The organism is Bradyrhizobium sp. 62B, from assembly GCF_030272265.2.
Classification (GTDB): domain Bacteria; phylum Pseudomonadota; class Alphaproteobacteria; order Rhizobiales; family Xanthobacteraceae; genus Bradyrhizobium.
Genome location: NZ_CP092841.2, coordinates 4,609,689 through 4,626,458 on the forward strand (window position 1 = coordinate 4,609,689; position 16,770 = coordinate 4,626,458).

The 16,770-nt window shown below is 65.8% G+C and carries 17 protein-coding genes and 1 pseudogene; 9 read left to right on the forward strand and 9 right to left on the reverse strand.

Going from position 1 to position 16,770, the window contains the following annotated elements; all coding sequences use genetic code 11:
* Positions 1–103 precede the first annotated feature (103 nt).
* Positions 104–1,096 carry a zinc-dependent alcohol dehydrogenase family protein gene (locus ML401_RS21915; protein ID WP_285806884.1) on the forward strand — a complete coding sequence of 331 codons (993 nt, stop codon included), beginning with the start codon at positions 104–106 and terminating at the stop codon, positions 1,094–1,096.
* A 36-nt stretch (positions 1,097–1,132) separates the two neighbouring features.
* Here ML401_RS21915 and ML401_RS21920 read toward each other — a convergent pair whose 3' ends face one another.
* Positions 1,133–1,396, reverse strand: coding sequence for a hypothetical protein (locus tag ML401_RS21920; RefSeq protein WP_249157277.1), 264 nt, complete (start codon positions 1,394–1,396; stop codon positions 1,133–1,135).
* A 417-nt stretch (positions 1,397–1,813) separates the two neighbouring features.
* Positions 1,814–2,887, reverse strand: coding sequence for a hypothetical protein (locus tag ML401_RS21925; protein ID WP_285806886.1), 1,074 nt, complete (start codon positions 2,885–2,887; stop codon positions 1,814–1,816).
* Positions 2,888–3,161: 274 nt separating this feature from the next.
* On the opposite strand from ML401_RS21925, the gene ML401_RS21930 reads away from it, so the two are divergent.
* The gene (locus tag ML401_RS21930) at positions 3,162–4,196 is read left to right on the forward strand and encodes a patatin-like phospholipase family protein (RefSeq protein ID WP_194402981.1); all 1,035 of its coding nucleotides are present in this window, start codon (positions 3,162–3,164) and stop codon (positions 4,194–4,196) included.
* Here the strand turns inward: ML401_RS21930 and ML401_RS21935 are convergent, their stop codons facing one another.
* Both ML401_RS21935 and ML401_RS21940 read right to left on the reverse strand, forming a co-directional pair.
* Complete coding sequence (locus ML401_RS21935) at positions 4,197–4,625, reverse strand: CBS domain-containing protein (protein WP_285806887.1); 429 nt, start codon at positions 4,623–4,625, stop codon at positions 4,197–4,199.
* A gap of 188 nt (positions 4,626–4,813) precedes the next feature.
* Positions 4,814–5,644 carry a rhomboid family intramembrane serine protease gene (locus ML401_RS21940; RefSeq protein WP_249157276.1) on the reverse strand — a complete coding sequence of 277 codons (831 nt, stop codon included), beginning with the start codon at positions 5,642–5,644 and terminating at the stop codon, positions 4,814–4,816.
* Positions 5,645–6,093: 449 nt separating this feature from the next.
* Here ML401_RS21940 and ML401_RS21945 point away from each other — a divergent pair, with 449 nt between their 5' ends.
* Both ML401_RS21945 and ML401_RS21950 read left to right on the forward strand, forming a co-directional pair.
* On the forward strand, positions 6,094–6,648 hold the full coding sequence (locus ML401_RS21945) for a PAS domain-containing protein (RefSeq protein ID WP_285806888.1): 555 nt from the start codon (positions 6,094–6,096) through the stop codon (positions 6,646–6,648).
* Positions 6,649–6,757: 109 nt separating this feature from the next.
* A pseudogene (locus tag ML401_RS21950) lies at positions 6,758–7,890 on the forward strand (DJ-1/PfpI family protein).
* Positions 7,891–7,943: 53 nt separating this feature from the next.
* On the opposite strand, the gene ML401_RS21955 reads toward ML401_RS21950, so the two are convergent.
* A complete protein-coding gene (locus tag ML401_RS21955) occupies positions 7,944–8,330 on the reverse strand; it encodes a hypothetical protein (protein WP_285806889.1) in 387 nt (128 codons plus the stop codon).
* 146 nt (positions 8,331–8,476) lie between these two features.
* Between ML401_RS21955 and ML401_RS21960 the strand changes: the two genes are divergently transcribed.
* Together ML401_RS21960 and ML401_RS21965 are read left to right on the forward strand one after the other, a co-directional pair.
* Complete coding sequence (locus tag ML401_RS21960) at positions 8,477–8,983, forward strand: GNAT family N-acetyltransferase (protein WP_285806890.1); 507 nt, start codon at positions 8,477–8,479, stop codon at positions 8,981–8,983.
* Positions 8,984–9,109: 126 nt separating this feature from the next.
* Positions 9,110–9,424, forward strand: coding sequence for a hypothetical protein (locus ML401_RS21965; RefSeq protein ID WP_285806891.1), 315 nt, complete (start codon positions 9,110–9,112; stop codon positions 9,422–9,424).
* Positions 9,425–9,499: 75 nt separating this feature from the next.
* Here the strand turns inward: ML401_RS21965 and ML401_RS21970 are convergent, their stop codons facing one another.
* The gene (locus ML401_RS21970; RefSeq protein ID WP_285806892.1) at positions 9,500–11,446 is read right to left on the reverse strand and encodes a DEAD/DEAH box helicase; all 1,947 of its coding nucleotides are present in this window, start codon (positions 11,444–11,446) and stop codon (positions 9,500–9,502) included.
* A 266-nt stretch (positions 11,447–11,712) separates the two neighbouring features.
* On the opposite strand from ML401_RS21970, the gene ML401_RS21975 reads away from it, so the two are divergent.
* Positions 11,713–12,453, forward strand: coding sequence for a metallophosphoesterase (locus ML401_RS21975; protein WP_285806893.1), 741 nt, complete (start codon positions 11,713–11,715; stop codon positions 12,451–12,453).
* 117 nt (positions 12,454–12,570) lie between these two features.
* Positions 12,571–12,924: a cupin domain-containing protein gene (locus ML401_RS21980; RefSeq protein ID WP_259213273.1), complete on the forward strand. Its 354-nt coding sequence runs from the start codon at positions 12,571–12,573 to the stop codon at positions 12,922–12,924.
* A 22-nt stretch (positions 12,925–12,946) separates the two neighbouring features.
* On the opposite strand, the gene ML401_RS21985 is transcribed toward ML401_RS21980, so the two are convergent.
* The 3 genes from ML401_RS21985 to ML401_RS21995 form a co-directional block, all read right to left on the reverse strand.
* Positions 12,947–13,459 carry a hypothetical protein gene (locus ML401_RS21985; RefSeq protein ID WP_285806894.1) on the reverse strand — a complete coding sequence of 171 codons (513 nt, stop codon included), beginning with the start codon at positions 13,457–13,459 and terminating at the stop codon, positions 12,947–12,949.
* A gap of 102 nt (positions 13,460–13,561) precedes the next feature.
* Positions 13,562–13,984, reverse strand: coding sequence for a VOC family protein (locus tag ML401_RS21990; protein ID WP_285806895.1), 423 nt, complete (start codon positions 13,982–13,984; stop codon positions 13,562–13,564).
* Between the two features lie 145 nt (positions 13,985–14,129).
* Positions 14,130–15,281: a zinc-binding dehydrogenase gene (locus ML401_RS21995; RefSeq protein ID WP_285806896.1), complete on the reverse strand. Its 1,152-nt coding sequence runs from the start codon at positions 15,279–15,281 to the stop codon at positions 14,130–14,132.
* Between the two features lie 258 nt (positions 15,282–15,539).
* On the opposite strand from ML401_RS21995, the gene ML401_RS22000 reads away from it, so the two are divergent.
* Positions 15,540–16,736 carry an MFS transporter gene (locus ML401_RS22000; protein ID WP_376717377.1) on the forward strand — a complete coding sequence of 399 codons (1,197 nt, stop codon included), beginning with the start codon at positions 15,540–15,542 and terminating at the stop codon, positions 16,734–16,736.
* Positions 16,737–16,770 lie beyond the last annotated feature (34 nt).

Genomic DNA, 16,770 nt, shown 5'->3' on the forward strand with positions numbered 1-16,770 from the left:
AAATCCCCCGCCATACAAAACTGTATGAGAACCGTACAGCCTTGTTCCTTCCCATGCAAAATTTCATGAGCATATTGGAGGCCGACAATGGAGCAAGACGGTCATGTCGACACAATTGACGATGCGCGCTGGCCTCCTGGAGGCTCACAACACCCCCTTACACCTCGCGACGATTTCCAGGCCCGAGATCGGGCCGCGCGAGGTGCTGGTGCGGGTGCGCGCGAGCGGGGTCAATCCGCTCGACACCAAGATCCATGCCGGCACGGCCGCGCATGCGCGCCATCCGCTGCCGGCGATCCCCGGGATCGATCTCGCCGGCGTGGTCGAACGCACGGGGCGCGAGGTGACCCGGTTCAAGGTCGACGATGAGGTCTACGGCATGACCGGTGGCGTCGGCGGCGTGCCGGGATCGCTGGCCGAATTCGCCGCTGTCGATGCCGACCTCCTGGCCTTGAAGCCCGCCAATCTCAGCATGCGGGAAGCTGCCGCCCTGCCCTTGATCGTCATCACGGCCTGGGAAGGCCTGATCGACCGCGCGGCGTTGAAGGCCGGCCAGAAGGTCTTGATCCACGGCGGCGCGGGCGGCGTCGGCCATGTCGCGATCCAGATCGCGCGCGCATTCGGAGCGGACGTGTTCGCAACCGGCTCGGCGACGCAGCGCGCCACGATCGAAGGCTTCGGAGCCGTGTTCATCGATCGCGACAGTCCGGTCGAAGCCTACCTTGCGCAGCATACCGGCGGCCGCGGCTTCGACATCGTCTACGACACCGTCGGCGGCAAGGTGCTCGACGCCTCCTTTGAAGCGGTGCGCCGCTTCGGCCATGTGGTGAGCGCACTCGGCTGGGGGACGCATGCGCTCGCGCCGCTGTCGTTCCGCGCCGCCACCTATTCCGGCGTGTTCACTCTGCTGCCGCTGCTGTCGGGCGAAGGCCGCGCCCATCACGGGGAGATCACGACGGAGGCCACGCGCCTCGTCGAGGCCGGCAAGCTCGTGCCGCTGCTCGACCCCAGGCGTTTTACGATGGAGAGCGTCGGCGAGGCCTATGCACTGATCCGAGACCACGCCGCCAAGGGCAAGCTGGTCGTCGAGATCTGAGTGAGCTTGTGGCACGGATGGACCTGCGCTCCGCCGCTAATCCTCGCTGGACGCGGCCGAGCGGTTGCGCAAGTAAGCCTGCGACAACAGGAAGAACAACGCGCGCTCGCCATGATATTTGGCCGACGGCCGGGTGCGCTCGAAGCCGTCGGCAAAGATCTTGCCGGACTGGTCGCATACCTGCCATCGCCAGCCAAACCGCTTGCGCCTGGTGAGGATCACTTCGAACATGTCGACGAGCTTGGTCCCCTGCTCCCCGCCGGTCTCGCAGACCCACAAGCCTGCTCCGGCCTCCCCCATTTGACGGATGTCCGACATATAGCCCAGCGGAGTGGAAAGAGAATAAAATTGATGATCGGAAATACGTATCTTTCACCGGCTGTGATGAACGCGCGAGGCGCGGAATAAGCCGGCGGCGCCGGTGTTCATCGATCTCGCAGCATCGCCTTGTCGCGCTGGCGCGTATTCAAATCGGTAACACAGGGGCAAAGGTCGGGGAGCACCGGACTTCCGTGGAACGAAATTGGCGGTCGAGCAGCGCCTTGGCTGGATGGGCGTCCGGCCGGATTTGCGTGCGCTGGATGAGAAGTGCGGTACGATATTGCGGACGCTGTTCGATGATGAAGAGCCGGGAGCCCATCGACCGGATCGGCGCCGCGCCTTCTGGGCCCCCTGCGGGGCGGCATGTCGTGCCGCATCGCGTCCGGGACACGAAAACTACCGCGCGACGACTTCGACTTCGCCGTCGACGCCGTTCACGACGTTGAAGCCGCGCTCGTAGACCTTGCCCTCGTTCTTGGCGATGGCGCGGTATTCGCCTTCGGAGAGCACGACGCGCGGAAAGGCGCCGATCGATTCCTTGATGACGTCGCCGCCGGGGGTCAGCACCGACCAGGCGGTGTTGGCGAGCGCCTCGCCGCCCTTGTCGCTGACGAGCTTGAGCGTGATCACGGCGGCGCGGTGGGTGATGGTGACGTCGGTGAGCTTGCCGGCCTGGACGCGAATGTCCGAACGCACCACCGAGTTGGCGTCGCCATAGTTGGAGATGATGTAGTAGGTGCCTTCCGGGATCAGCACGACGTCGCCGGCGGCGACGTTCGGCACCAGCGAGGCGCGCTCGCCGGATTCGAACTGGCTGCCCTTGTAGATCGCGAACGAGATCTGGTTCTGCGGAATGCGGCTGGTGCCAACCCGACCCTCGATGCGCAGGCCGCCGGCCGGCAGCACGAAGGATTCGCGGTCGGTCTCGGCCTTCAGGCTGACGGTGCGCACCGCGCTGACGAGGCCAAAGGCGACGTGCACGACGTAGTTGCCGGGCGGCAGCACGATGTTGGGCGAGGCGTTGCGGTCCTCGCGGATCAGCTTGAAGGTGCCGTTCTCATCCGGACGGTCGGCGAAGACACGCCAGACCAGGCCGCTGGTGATCGCCGGCGTGTCCTTGCCGTATTTCGCGGTCAGCGACAGCACGCCCTGTCCGGGCACGGCCGCATTGAGCGGCGCGGCCGGCGGCACGGTGGTGACCGCGGGAGGCGGCATGCTGGGCGTGTTCGGCTGCATCAGGGTCGATGGCAGGCTCGGGGGACCGGCGCCAAGCCCGGAGGGCGGCGCCAGGTTGACGGCGCCGCCGGGGTCCGGCACCGAAGCCGGCGGCACCGGTGGTGGGCGATCGGAGAAAAGCTGCGCCTGCGCAACGTTTTGGCCTGAGGTAACGAGGCACGCGGCGAGGATCAGCGCCGGCAGCAGCCTGCCGCTGCGCCGCCATCCGATGATGCCGTCACCCCCGCGTGTCATGCTCCTGCTTTTCACCGAAAACGCGGCAAATTCAAGCCTCTGAAACCCCAGGAAATACGGTGCCGGTTCGCTCTGTGGAACCCGGTTGACGCCTACGTGATTAGTCCTGAGGCAATCGCCCCTCGCCATACTCCTGCCCGGTGCCCTCTCCAAAGCGGCATAAACCATGCTTCGCGCCCGGGATGGCGGAGTGCGAGTGGGGTGCCTAGTCTGATGATACGGGCTTGGCCGCAGCCTTGAGCCGCAGCCTTGGCCCCGGCGTAGGAGAGTTTCGGTGCTGGACATCTTGAAGGGGCGCGGCGCAAACGGCTCGAACGGCGAGAAGATTGGCCTTGGCCCCACCCGCCGTCCCGTCATCGGCCTTGCCCTCGGCGGCGGCGCGGCGCGCGGCTTTGCCCATATCGGAATCCTCAGGACCCTGCTTGCCAACGGCATCGTGCCCGACGTCGTGGTCGGCACCTCCATCGGCGCCGTGGTCGGCGGCCTGCATGCGGCCGGGCGGCTCGAGACGTTCGAAGATTGGGGGCGCAGCCTGCAAGGCATGCGCAACATCCTCGGCTATCTCGACATCCGCCTCAACGGATCCGGCCTGCTCGGCGGCGAGAAGCTCGCGGGCCGCCTTGAGGACGCGGTTGGGCAGACCTTGATCGAGGATTTACCGGTGAAATTCGCGAGCGTCGCGACCGAAGTCCGCACCGGCCATGAGATCTGGCTGACGCGTGGCCGCCTGGTCGATGCGATGCGCGCATCCTACGCGCTGCCCGGGATCTTCCAGCCCATGCTGATCGGCGACCGCTGGCTGGTCGACGGCGCGCTGGTCAATCCCGTGCCGGTCTCGGCCGCCCGCGCGCTCGGCGCCGAAATCGTCATCGCCGCAAATCTTTCCAGCGATATCTTCACCCATTCCACGACGATCCATTCGCATGGCGCACCGCCCACCCCGGTGGTGCCGGAGGCAGAAGAACCGGCGGCCAAGCGGCGCTTCCCGCGGCTATTCTCTCCCGAGAGGACCATGAAGCGCGAGTTCTTCGGCGGCAACGGACGGCCCGGCATCTCCTCGGTGATGGTCGATGCCTTCAACATCATGCAGGACCGCATCACGCGCGCCCGCCTCGCCGGCGATCCCCCGGATCTGCTGATCTCGCCACGGATCGGCCAGTTCGGCTGGTTCGACTTCCATCGCTCCGAGGACCTGATCGCCCACGGTGCGCGCGCCGCCGAGCGCGCGCTGGACTCGATCCAGGAGGCGATCGACGTGCTGGCGCCGGCGCCCGCGGGGCACGCGCCGAAAGCGGACGATGGCGCCTGATCAGGCGGTCTTGATGTAGTCGCGCAGGGCTTCCTGCTCGGACTCGTATTCCTGGACCCGGCGCTTGACGATGTCGCCGATCGAGATCAGGCCGACCACCTTGCCGTTGTCGATCACGGGCAGATGGCGGAACTTGCCCGACGTCATCATCTCCATGAGCTCGGCGACCGTGTCGGTCTCCTTGCAGGTGACGACCTTGCGGGTCATGACCTGAGCCACCGGCTCTTCCAGGACGGCGGCGCCGCGCTCGCCGAGCACGCGCACGATGTCGCGCTCCGACAGGATGCCTTCGAGCCGGCCCTGGTTCATCACCAGCACCGCACCGATCTTCTTCTCGCCGAGCAGCTTGACCGCGGTCGCCAGCTTGGCGTCGGGCTCGACGCTCATGATCTGGTGGCCCTTCGTGTTGAGAATGGAACGTACCGTCATTGTCGCCTCCCTGAATCCGAGCCGTCCGCCTTGGCGGTCAGGACTTGTTCTTCGAGTCTTCAACTAACAGTTTCGGCGCGGGTTGCATGCTCGCGCGCTTGTCGAAGCGTTGCCTCTATGGGCTTGTCGCTTCGGAACATTCTTCGCGCAAATGATGGATGAATTCGGGCCGCGCCGCAAGCGCCGCTTCAAATACGGTCTGAAACGTCCTGTGATGACGCATCCGCAGCATCGTTTCGCGCGCGCGGCACGGGATCGAACAGGGTGAACAGCAACAGGCCGGCAAAGAAGCCGCCGATATGCGCCTGCCAGGCGACGCTCGTGGTTTCGGAATCGACGCCGATCGCGCCGACGCCGAAGATGATGTTGACGCCGAACCACACCGCGAGGAAGCCGACCACCCGTCCGTCGCGCAGCGCGCGCGACAGCGGCAGCGCCGGAACCCTTGCCGCGGTATCCGCGTCCGAACGGTTGAACGACAGGAAGCTGCCGCGGACGAACGCGAAGCGGATGGCGGCGGCCATCGCGCCGGACACCGAGGCCGAGGCCCCGATCATCGGCGCCACCGCATGCTCATGGGTGACGAGATGGGCGAGCGCGCCGGCCGCCGCCGTCACCGCCAGAAACAGGAAGAACCTGACGGCGCCGAAGCGCCGCGCCAGCGCGCTGCCGAACGGCAACAGCCACAGCACGTTGAAGCCGAGATGGGTCAGGTTGGCATGCAGCAGCGAATAGGTGACGAAGCTCCAGACTTTGGCCCCGGTGCCGCCGGGGATCTGCAAATTGAGCAGGGAGGAATCGTAGCGCTTCGGGATGAAGCCGAAGACGTCGATGGTCCAGTTCTCGAGTTCCGGCGGCAGCAGCACCCGCAGATGGATCACCGCCAGCAGCAGGATATAGGCCGTCAGCGCGAACGGCAGCGTCAGGATCGGCTCGCGCGGAGCCTCCTCATGAACCACCTGGACCGCCGGCAGGCCGGGCTGAGGATCTTGCGACGAATCGTGCGGCGGGGAATCCAAGGCAGCTTCGCTTTCAGGCGCGATCGGAGCGATCCCCTTGCAGATAGTCGCCTTTGCCAGCCTTGCGCAAGTGCGCAAAAGGAAAAGGCAGGGCCCTGGGAAGCCCTGCCTATCCGTGTCGGCCTTCCGGTGCCCCAGGGAATGAAGGTGAATCCCCACCCCTCCCCGGCCCGTGACCAAACTGTTTGACGCCCTGTGTACAGACCCCGCCGAGAACCTGGAGAAAGCGGCGGAGATAACTGCGATCACCATAGCAGCGCGGCGCGAGGGGCAAAGCGCATAGTTAACTTAACGTTAACGACGCAAAGACCGGCTTAACGGAGCCGAAAACGCCGCCGCGGCATGGACGCTGCAAATCCCCTCCTGCACAACAAACAAGGGATCGTGGCTGCACTGAAGCGGGACAGGTTTGTCCCCTGGAGATTGCGGCCCGGGGTAAGCGTTCAGACATGAAACATCCGTCGAGCCGCGCGTTCTTCGCGTATTGGGACGAAAAGCGTGGCGCCGCACGGGCCCCTGACCGGGCCGACATCGATCCGGCCGCGGTCCGTGGCCTGCTCGGCGACATCTTCGTGCTCTCCTGCGAGCCGAAGCTCGGCTTCCCGTTCCGCGTCGCCGGCACACGCGTCTGCGCACTGGCGGGGCGTGACCTCAAGGACCAGAGCTTCGCGGCCCTGTTCGACGAGGAAAGCCGCAGCGAGATCGAGGAGATCACGACCATCGTCACCGACGAGGCGCTAGGCGCGATCGCCGGCGTCACGGCCATGCGCGAGGACGGCAGCAAAGCCTATATCGAGCTGTTGCTGCTGCCCTTCAACGCCCGCCCGCACACGCCGGTGAGCGTGACGGGTGTGCTCGCGCCGTTCGACGACGAATGCGGCACGCTGTCCACCTTCACCCTCACCTCCTGGCGCTATCTGCACCAGCCGGAGAAACTGCTGCCGCGCGCGATCCGGAAATTGCAGATCGCACGTGGGCTGATGGTGTACGAGGGACTGCGATAGCCTTTCGTCCCGCGTGCGGATGGCCGTTTTTGCCGGATCTGCGTCATTCCTGATGTCGCTCGGAGCGACTAGCTTCCGCCTCGCGTGAAGCAACAAGGGTGACGAGAGCATGACATGGCGCATTCTGGCGTTGAGCGGCGTCGGCTGCGTGGCGCTGCTTGCAGCGTTCGGCGGGATCTGGCTGTTGATGCTGCCTGGCGCGCCGGCTCAGGGAACCGCGTCCGCGATCTCCCAGGACGAGACCGTGGCAACGCTTGCGGCGTTGCAGCCGCCAAAGCGTAAACGCCCGCTGATCGCCATCGTCGGCATCAACGACATGAGCGAGACCACCGACTATCTGATGCCCTACGGCATTCTCGCGCGCGCCGACGTCGCCGACGTGCAGACATTGGCGACCCGGCCCGGACCCGTCACGCTCTATCCGCGCTGAAAGTGCAGCCGCATGCGACCATCGCCGAGTTCGACGCTGCGCATCCCGACGGCGCCGATTACGTCATCGTGCCCGCGATGAGCCGCGAGGACGATGCCGTCGTCTTGCAGTGGATCAGGAGCCAGGCCGGCAAGGGCGCGATCATCATTGGCGTCTGCGTCGGTGCCAAGGTCGTCGCCAACAGCGGGCTGCTCGACGGCCGGCAGGCCACTACGCACTGGTATTCCGTGCGCGATCTGCAGAAGCATTCCGCGATCCGCTATGTCGCGGATCGCAGGCTGGTGGTCGACCGCGGCGTTGCGACGACGACCGGCATCACCGCATCCATGCCGATGGCGCTGACCCTGGTCGAGGCCATCGCCGGCCGCGCCAAGGCGGAGGCGGTCGCCCGCGAGATCGGTCTTGCGCATTGGGATGCGCGCCACCGCAGCCAGGCGTTCCAGTTCACCCGCCCCTTCGCGCTGACGGCGATCGCCAACACGCTGGCATTCTGGAATCGCGAGCAGCTCGGAATCGCACTGACATCAGGCATCGACGAAGTCTCGCTCGCGCTCGTGGCCGATGCGTGGTCGCGCACCTATCGCTCGCGGGCCCTCACCTTCGCAGGCACGGCGGAGCCGCAGACGAGCCGCGGCGGTCTGCGCATCCTGCCCGACGAGGTCACGGCCGACTGGCCGGCAAAACAGATGCCGCCGGCTACCGCCGACCTGCCGCCGGCGCAAGCATTGGACCAGACGTTGCGCGCCATCGATGCACGCTACGGGCCGCGCACGGCGGACTTCGTCGCGATCCAGCTGGAATATCCGCGATGACGACACGGCAGCGCACCGGCTGTCGCCGATGCACTGTGTCTGCGTAATGGCCGTTACGGCATCGCCAGATGCCAGGCGCCGTTCAGAAAGCCGTCGCCGGTGACATCGCCGGGCTTCTGGTCCTTGGCGAAGGTGTAGAGCGGCTTGCCCTTGTAGGACCATTGCTTCGAGCCGTCGTCGCGGGTGATGATCGTGTAGCCGTCGCCGGCAGCGTCGCTCGCCTCGGCTTTCAGCACCGGCCAGTTCGTCGCGCATGGACCGTTGCAGGCGGACTTGCCGTCCATGTCCTTGTCGAAGGTGTAGAGCGTCATGCCCTTGGCATCGGTGAGCACGTTGCCCTTGTCGGTCTTGCCGGTCTTGGTCGGCGGCGCGGCGAAGGCTGTGGGAACGATCGCGAGCGACATTGCGAGCGCGAGCGCGAGGCGGATCGAAGACGTCATGAGTTCTCCTGTCATGCAATTGGCTTGCATGGGTAGGACGCCGCGCGTGGCCTGATATTCCTGAGATGGCGGCCATGATATTTTTCGCTGCGCGCACCAAGGCAGCGGAATAAACTGAACCAACCGAGACGGAACGACGGAAAGACATGAGCAAGCCGCATTGGCGCCCCGCCCACGCATCCGACCTGCCCGCGATCAGCGCCATCGCGGCGCGGGTTCATCCTGGTCTTCCTGAAAGGCCAGAAGTGTTCGACGAGAAGACGCGGCTCTGTCCCGATGGCTGCCGCGTGCTCATTGCCGACGACGAGATCGCCGGCTACGGCCTCGCGCATCCCTGGAAGCTGCATCAGATCCCGCCGCTCGACGGCTTGCTCGAACGCCTGCCCGAAGACGCGGACTGTCTCTATGTCCACGACGTCGCCGTGATGCCCGAGTTTCGCGGCGGCGTTCTGCGCGCCTATATCGCCGATATCGAGCAACTCGCGCGCGCATCACGCATCGCAACGCTCGCATTGGTCTCGGTCTACGCCACGCGGCCGATGTGGCAGCGTCTCGGCTTTCGGCCCGTCGCCGTGGACGCCGCACTGCGCGCAAAGCTCGCATCCTATGGCGAAGACGCGACGTATATGCTGCGCGACCTCGCCGCGGCGTAGGGTCCCTGCCCGGCCGGCCAGCTCACGCGGGCGTGAACCGGCGCCCTCGAACCGGATCAGATCAGGCCCCGTCGAAGGTGTGTGCGAGCCGTTCCGGTCTCGCCAAACCGAGGCTGGAGAACATCCATGAAGCTCACCCTGTCGAAAGTTGCTTTGATTGCATGCGTTGCGACGAGCGCGTTCGCAACGACCAGCGCCAACGCGGCGCCCCACCGAACCGACGGTTGCCAGTTCGGCTTCTTCGAAAGCTGTGGCATCGTCACGGAGTCGACGACCCCGGGCCGCGCACGCCGCCCCGTCGCTCGTCTCGCCAACGATACCTCGCCGACCTATATGAAGCAGACCGATCCCCGCTACAGCTCGTCCATGCGTGATGCCGGCGGCGGCGGAGGTGGTGGTGGTGGCGGAGGTGGTGGTGGCGGCGGTGGCGGCGGCCGCTGAACTCACACCTGACCTTTCAGATGATGCCGCCGGTGCAATCCGGCGGCATCATTGCCGTTCGTTCTGAGCGGTGGCTCAGCCGCGGTGCTTTTTCTTCTTCGCCTTCTTTCCAGGCGCGCCCTGCGCGGGCCACGGTGTGACCGACGGCTCTGCGCGACCCGGCTTGTTCTTGTGCTTCTTTTTCTGAGCGAAAGACGGAGCATCGTCGAATTTCGGCCCGCGCTCGCCGTGAGGCTTGCTGCGTGGCTTGAATTCACCCTTGTCGCGCGGACGATCGTCGCGACGTTCACGATGATCGCTGTCGCGGCCCTCGCGCCGAGGCGCGTGGGACCGCTCTTCCGCAGCCTCTTGTCGCTGCGGCGCCTCCGTCATCGGCTCGATGCGGATGCTGTCTTCCTTGTCCGGACGCTTGATCTTGGCGGCAAAGGATTCGGCGGCCCGCACGGAAATCTCGAACTCGGTGGTGGTGTCCATGATCTTGATGGCGCCGATGTCGCGCTTGTCGATGCCGCCGCGGCGGCAGATCATCGGCAGCAGCCAGCGCGCTTCCGCATTCTTGCGCCGTCCGATCGCGGCGCGGAACCAGACGCTGCCCTCCGCCATGGCGTGCTTCGAGGACGCCTTTCCGGACTTCGATCGCGGCTTGGCGGCGCGATCCTCGCCGCCTTCAAACCTGTCGCGGCCGCGATCGTCGCGCGGCCGGCCGCTGCGCTCGCCGGGATCGATGATGTCCTCGGGCGACGGCAGCCGCGCGCGATAGAGCCGCGCCAGTGCGGCGGCGATGTCCTCGGCCGACCGCTCGGCCAGCAAGGCCTGCGCCAGAGCCTGGTCGTCGGGGGTCGTCTCCTCGGTGAACAGAACGTCCTTCATGCGCTCGTGATCGAGCTTGCGGATCTCGTCCGCCTGCGGCGCCGTGCCCCAGGCGGCGTCCACCGCTGCGAGATTGAGCAGCAGCTCGGCGCGCCGCCGTCGCGCCGGCGGCACCAGCAGGACGCTCGTTCCCTTGCGGCCCGCGCGACCGGTGCGGCCCGAGCGATGCTGCATCACCTCGGCGTCGTTGGGCAGGTCGGCGTGAATGACGAGGTCGAGGCTCGGCAGATCGATGCCGCGGGCGGCGACGTCGGTCGCAACGCAAACGCGGGCGCGGCCATCGCGCAGCGACTGCAGCGCCAGGGTTCGCTCGTTCTGCGTCAATTCGCCCGAGAGAGCGACGACGGAAAAGCCGCGCTCCAGCAGCGCTGCCTGCAAATGCCTGACGTGATCACGCGTGCTGCAGAACACCAGCGCGCTCGGCGCCTCGAAGAAGCGCAGCACGTTGACGACGGCATGCTCGGCATCGGCGGGCGCGATCCGGATGGCGCGGTACTCGATGTCGGCGTGACCGCCTTCATCGCCGGCGACCTCGATCCGGAATGCCTGCCGCTGATATTGCTTGGCCAGCGCGACGATGCCGCGCGGGAACGTCGCCGAGAACAGCAAGGTGCGGCGCGTCTCCGGCGTGGTCTCCAGGATGAATTCCATGTCCTCGCGGAAGCCGAGATTGAGCATCTCGTCGGCCTCGTCGAGGACGACCGCCTTCAATTCGGAGATATCGAGACGGCCGCGGCGCAAATGGTCGCAGAGCCGGCCAGGCGTGCCGACGACGATATGGGCGCCGGCCGCAAGCTCGCGCTGCTCGCGACGCGGATCCATGCCGCCGACGCAGGAGACGACGCGTCCGCCCGTATGCCCATAGAGCCAGGCGAGCTCGCGCTGGACCTGCATCGCAAGTTCGCGGGTCGGCGCCACGATCAGGGCGAGCGGTGCGGCCGCGGCGGCAAACTGCTCGGCATCGCCGAGCAGATCCCTGGCCATGGCGAGGCCATAAGCGAGGGTCTTGCCGGAGCCGGTCTGGGCCGAAACCAGGAGGTCACGATCGGCGGCTTCCTCCGCCAGCACGGCGAGCTGAACGGGGGTCGGAGAATCATAGTTCCGCTCGGCCAAAGCGCGGGCGAGCGGCGGGGTCAGGGCCGGAAAAGACACGGGATGGAGAACCTTGGTTAATTCAGGCGCGGCGACAACGAGCCGAGAGGCCTGAGGCTGGCGTGCGGGGCAATCGGCCCGGCCGCACGCTGGCGATTTGATCTGGCCGCTCTTTACGCCAAGCGCGCGGAAATCACCATGCCTATGTTGCATGGCTTCGCAAGGAGAACCGCGCCTGAGGGTTGCAGCGGACACCCTATCCGACGATGCTAAACATATCCGGTGACTGAGATGGGTTCGGGCGAAATAGCGGGTGGAGCGCAACGATGCGATTGGCAGTCATTTCCGATATCCACGGCAACCTTATTGCGTTGGAGGCCGTGCTCGCGGACATCAAGGCGCGCGGCGCCGATCGCACGGTGAACCTTGGCGATTGCGTTACCAGCCCGCTGTGGCCGAAGGAGACTTTCGAGGCCCTGCAACAGCTGTCGTTGCCGACGGTGCGTGGAAACCATGACCGTTGGATCGAGGAATTTCCGGACGACAAGCTCTCGCCGGCAGGTCTCTTTGCGCGCAATGCATTGACCGCGGAGCAGCGTCGGATGCTCCACAGCCTGCCCTCCCAACTGCGCCTGGACGAGGGAATTCTGGCCTGCCACGGCACGCCAGATAACGACACGACCTGTCTGCTGGAGGAATCGCTCGACGACGGCCGCTACGTGCCGGCACGCCGCGAGGTGCTGGCCACGCGTCTCGCGAGCGAGCCGACGGCCCGCGCAGTGCTGTGTGGCCATAGCCATCGCCAGGCGGTCGTGCAGGGTCCCGGCGAGTGTCTCGTCCTCAATCCGGGGAGCGTCGGCTGTCCGGTCTTCGGCGACATTCCGTTTGCCGCAAACCTGGAATATCGCTCACCTCACGCCCGCTACGCGATACTCACAAAGAAGAAGCGGGGCTGGCAGGTCGAACTGCTGGCACTCGAATATGATTGGGAAGCCGCATCGGCACGTGCACTCGCAAATAACCGTCCGGACTGGGCGCAGGCGATGTTGACCGGGCATGTCAAATAGCCGGCTGGGGCGAGATCCCGGAGACCACATCGGCCGGAAAGATCGCCGCCGAACGACGCTCTTGTCGCGCCTGCGACGCGATCTCAAATCGTGCATCAAGAGACATCAAGAGGAAACATGACCGACAGCATATCACTTGCCGACAAGCTCGCGACTTTTCAGGAGCACTGGTCGCCCCGCACGATCACGACCTTCAACGATTGCGACGTGATGGTGGTGAAGGTCAAGGGCGAGTTCACCTGGCACAAGCACGACGACACCGATGATTTCTTTCTGGTCCTGAAGGGCAAGCTCGATATCGAGTTGCGGGACCGCACGGTGACGCTCGGCCCGGGCGAGCTCTATGTCGTGCCCAAAGGTGTCGAGCATCGGCCGGTGGCGCGCGAGGAGGTTCACCTCATGCTGATCGAGCCGACCGGCACGCCGAACACGGGCGACAAGGCGACAGCCGCGGCGCGCAAGCTCGCCTAGCGGCCGCGCGCCCGGACGCCGCCTAGTCCCTGGAGGTTGCCGGCCGGCTGAAGCTGCCGGCCAGCCTCGCTTTTGCGCGCGCAACACTGTCCTTGACCGCACGGGCCAGCGCTCGGACGGCGCGCCAGGCTTCCGTCTCCTGCAGCCACGCCTTGGCCGCGGCGTATTTTCCGTAGGCCCAGGCAAAGGCGGGAATTCGCATCAGCTTGTCGCGCGTAAGATGAAACAGGCGCTCGACCAGCACCAGCTTGAGCAATTCGCCGACAATGAACGTCACCGCACCGCTCAGGACCTGACCGGTTGCGGTGAGGTACGCAGCAACTGGCTTGACCGGCTCGAGCATAATGACGGGCACCGAGAACAGAGCCAGCGACGGATAAGGCCGCAGGGACCTGATCCAGGCGCGCAAACGCCTGAACTGGACGTGCCGCCCGATCCAGCGCGCGATCGGCCGCGCCACGGCCATGAAGACCGCGTCCACCAGGAAGTAGATCGCGGCCAGGACGTAAGTGACCGGTTTCAGGATTCGCTTCACGGCATTTCTCCCGCGAAGTGAAAGCCGGAACCTGGGCGTAAGTTTCACCTCGATGCTGATAGTCCCGGGAAATCAGATGGAACTTTTGGCCATTCGCCGCGCTCAGATTTCCGCATAGACCTCCAGCAAATTGCCGTCGGGGTCGCGGAAGAACAGCGTGCGGTGGCCGAAGGACTGGTTCGTCGGCGGCGACACCAACGCAACACCCTGCCGCACCAGTTCATCGGCGCATTGGTCGACCTCCGTGGCCGACACCTTGAACGCCAGTTGCAGCGCCGCGCTGCCCGCCGGCGTCGGCGCATCAGCGGCCGTACGGCTCGGCCGTGCCAGCGCCAGCGTGTTGCTGCCGAGGCCGTACTCGATCCAGTTCGGCGACAACTCACGCAGCAGCGCGAAGGCGAGCACGTCCTCATAGAACCGCCGCATCGCGGCCATGTCGCGCACGAAGATGACGGTGTAGTCGATCGCGCGGATGGCGTGGAAGGGGGAGCGGTTGCGTTGGGCTGGTGTTTGTTCGTTTGTCATCGTGGCCCTTATTCCAAACTCCGGTTCGTAGCCCGCATGGAGCAAAGCGGAATGCGGGAGCGGCGGTCCCGGATTGCGCTGCGCTCCATCCGGGCTACGAAGCCCGAGACAACGCCGCGAGATCGTGCGGGACGGACGGCATCTTCTAGTCCACCAGCTCAGGCCACGGCACGATGGTCGACTTCACCGTCTTCATCGCCATCGCATCCCTCACCGCCTGCGCGACGCCCTGTTCCGTGAACGGATAGATCGTCTGCATCTTCAGCCACGGATATTTGCTCGCCGTGCGGTAGAGCATGTCGACGCCGAGCGGCAGGTCGTTGCCGGTAAAACCCCAGGAGCCCAGCACGTTGAGGTCCTTGGTGCAGATGCGGTGCCAGGAGGTGTCGATCGAGCCGGCGTCGGTGAACTGGCCCATCTCGACATAGGTGCCGCCGTCGCGCAGCATCTCGATGCCCTCAGGGCCGGCCGTGGGGTGGCCTGAGCAGTCCATTACGAGGTCAGCACCAAAGCCGCCAACGATCTCGCGGACGCGCGCGATGCGCTCCTGCGGCGACTTCAGCTCCTCGATGTTCACAGTCGCCTCCGCGCCGAACTCGCGGGCGAGCTTGAGCCGCGGCTCCTCCGGCGCGCCGACGCAAATGACGCGCCCTGCCCCCATCTCCCTGGCCGCTGCGACCGCCAGAATGCCGATCGGACCCGAGCCCTGGATCACCACCGTATCACCCCAAGTGAAGCCGCCGGCGCGGCCGGCACGGTTGAAGGCGCGGATGCAGGAGGTCAGCGGCTCGGACAGCGCCCCGAGGCGCAGCGACATGTCGTCGGGCAGCTTGTAGATCTTGGTGCCCGGCAGCATCTCGAGATCGACATAGACATATTCGGCCCAGCCGCCCCACATGTGCGGCGCCTTGTCGAAGCCGAGATAGCGGCCGTAATAGACCGGCGTCAGGCACTTGTTGGCGGTCTGGGGATAGTGGATGCAGTAATAGCAATGGCCGCACGGCATCAGCGGCGGGATCATCACCTTCGAGCCGGCGGTCAGCGGCTTGCTCATGAAGTCCTCGGTGAACTCGTCGCCGCATTCGACGATGACGCCGCCGAGCTCGTGACCGAGCGTGAACGGCCAGGGCAGCGGCTTCGGCCAGTGGCCTTTGAGGATATGCAAATCGGTGCCGCAGACACCGCAGGCGCCGACCTTGATCAGCGCCGCCTTGCGGCCGACCTTGGGCCACGGCACGGTCTTGATCACGGGCTCCGAGCCGGGACCGGCGTGGGTGCAGACGCGGATCTGTTGCATGGCAGTTTCCTCATTGCCCGTCTGTTCTGATTGGTTGGTGCGGGCGTAAGGCGAAGCGTATGTGAGATGCGCAGCCGTGCCAAGCCGAAGTCTCGTAGCCCGCATGGAGCGTGCGGCAGCGGTGCATGGCGACCATCCAATCCAAGTGTCTTGAGCGTTCAGCACTGAACGTGTAAGGCCGCAAGCATCCCTTCCAGGCAGCCCCCCTTGAACCCCTTGCCCCAAAATCCCATCGCCGTGTCCGGCTCGTTCGCGGCGATGAAGTCGGTGCCGTATCGGCTCCAGTTCATCGCCTACGTGCTGGCGATGATGGCCGACAATATCGAGCATGTGATCAGCTATTGGGTGGTGTTCCAAAAATTCCATTCGCCGACGCTGGGGGGATTTGCCGTGCTGTCGCACTGGCTGCCGTTCCTCTTGTTCTCGGTCGCGGTCGGCGGGCTCGCAGACCGCATCGATCCACGGCGCATCATCCAGTGCGGCATGCTGCTGTTCATCACGGCCTCCGCCGGCTGGGGCTTCTTCTTCATCACCGACACGATCCAGATGTGGCACGCGATGCTGCTGCTGGTGATCCATGGCTGCGCCGGCGTGCTGTGGCAGACGCCGAACCAGCTCCTGCTCTACGACCTCGTGGGACCTGCGGACCTGCCGAGCGCGGTGCGGCTGAACGCGATGGCGCGCTATCTCGGCATCCTGGTCGGGCCCGCCGTCGGCGGCGTGATCATGCTGACGCTCGGCACCTCGCACGGCATCATCTTCAACACGCTGTTCTATTTGCCGATGCTGCTCTGGCTGTTCTGGGCACCCGTGCGCGACAAGAGCGTCGCGGCGCGGCGCTTTGCCGTGCGCGGCCTTGCCGACATCGTGCTGACCATCCGCGCCATCGGCACCCAGCCGGTGCTGACGGCGATGACGTGGCTTGCCGGCCTCACCTCCTTCATGATCGGCAATGCCTACCACGCGCAGATGCCGGGCTATGCCGGCGATCTCGGCCATGGCGATCCCGGCGTCTCCTACAGCGTGCTGCTCGCGGCCGACGCGGCCGGCGCGCTGCTTGCCGGCATCGCGCTGGAATCCTGGGGACGCCTCAAGGGCACGCCGCGCACCGCGATCACGCTCGCGATGCTCTGGAGCGTGGCGCTGCTCGGCTTCGCGTCGGTGCCGGTCTATCCGATCGCGATCGCGCTCTTGTTCTGTGCCGGCTTCTTCGAGCTGTCGTTCAACACCATGGCGCAGGCCCTGGTGCAGTTGAACGCGCCGCACGACATCCGCGGCCGCGTCGTCGGTCTTTATAATATGGCCGGCCTCGGCATGCGGGCCTTCAGCGGCATCACGGTCGGGCTCGCAGGCGCGGCGATCGGAATCCACTGGTCGCTCGGACTATCGGCTGCGGTGCTGCTGGCGCTGCTGTGCCTGCTCTATCAGCGAGCATCGAAGAAGGCGGCCGGTTGACTCTCACCGCGCTCGACCGCACCTTCGACCGAGG